Origin of the sequence: Thermococcus sp., assembly GCF_027063845.1 — an archaeon.
In the GTDB taxonomy this organism is placed as follows: Archaea; Methanobacteriota_B; Thermococci; order Thermococcales; family Thermococcaceae; genus Thermococcus.
This window is the reverse complement of sequence record NZ_JAMOQU010000057.1, coordinates 1-1,102: the sequence shown is the minus strand read 5'-3', so window position 1 is coordinate 1,102 and position 1,102 is coordinate 1. Positions and strand designations below refer to the sequence as shown.

2 protein-coding genes are annotated in these 1,102 nt (G+C 60.2%); both read right to left on the bottom strand.

Features of this window, described 5'->3' with window-relative positions:
* A partial coding sequence (locus MVO87_RS04030; protein WP_297552292.1) for a hypothetical protein occupies window positions 1-229 on the bottom strand: 229 nt, incomplete at its 3' end.
* On the bottom strand, window positions 229-1,102 hold an 874-nt coding region (locus MVO87_RS04025), incomplete at its 5' end, for a winged helix-turn-helix domain-containing protein (RefSeq protein WP_297552290.1). The genes MVO87_RS04030 and MVO87_RS04025, both read right to left, overlap by 1 nt.

Genomic DNA, 1,102 nt, shown 5'->3' with positions numbered 1-1,102 from the left:
CGTCGCTTAGGCCGTAGCGCTCCTTGATTTTCTCCTTTATCTCCTCCTCGCTTAGGCCGGCCATCTGGCCCTGGACGATTGTCGTCGCAATCTGGTTCTGCACCTCTTTCGGGAGCTCTGGGGCGTTCTCCTCGGCGGGCTGGGCTTCTCCGACGGGGAGAAACTCTTCGAGCTTCGGCACCTCGGTCGGCGCCTCCTCGGCGGTCTTTTCGACCTGCACGGCTTCCATCACCTACCACCTCCAGGAACGGCGCCCTGCAGGGGCGCATACTGCTTCATAAACTCCTTCATAAACACATACGCGGAGAACTTTTCGAGCTGGTCGCGCGTGAGAAGGCCCATAAGGAAGCGGATGGCGTCCTCGTACTCTTTTAGCGTGTCGCTGAGCATGTCGGCGGTCGCTTCGAGTGCCCTGACCTGGCGCCTGAGCGCGGTTAGCTCAACCCAGACGCGCTGGAGCGTCTCGGCGTCAGTTAAGCGGAGAACGGCGTCGAGCTGGTTTTTGACGTACTCGTAGAGCCTGTCTGGGTCGGTCGAGAGCTGTTCAGAGTAGGCGACTATCTTGTCGCGTTCCACCACGCCGAGCTGGAGGAGGCTGAAAATCAGCAGTTCGCCGAGCCGGGCGTAAACTTCCTTTCTAACTGCTGTATCGTGGAACTGGGCACCGAGCACTTCGCTAAGCGTCTTGTCAATCTCCTTGAAGGTCGTCGTGCTCTTGGTGAACTCGTAGAGCTTCTGCGGGATTTTCTCTTCTTTCTCGCCACTCGTAGAGCCCTTAGACCCCCCACGCTTCTTCGGCGCCGGCTCTGGGGCCGGCTGTGGGGAAGGGGCTTTGGTTGGCGGGAGCTTTGGCGCCGACTCGCCCGGGACGCCCTCCTCAAGCTTCCGTTTCCACTCCTCGTAGTCCTCGCGAAGCTCGTTCCACATAGCCCTATATCGCTCGGCGGTGCGCATGACGGTGGAGGGCGTCGTGTTGAGGAGCTTGGCAATGTCTGTCGAGTGCGCGCGCGGGTTCTCGTAGATGCTTCTGATGATTCCGCGCCACAGCTTGCGCTTTGCCCACTTCGCGTCCGTCTCAAGGAGGAACGTGAGGAAGTCTTCG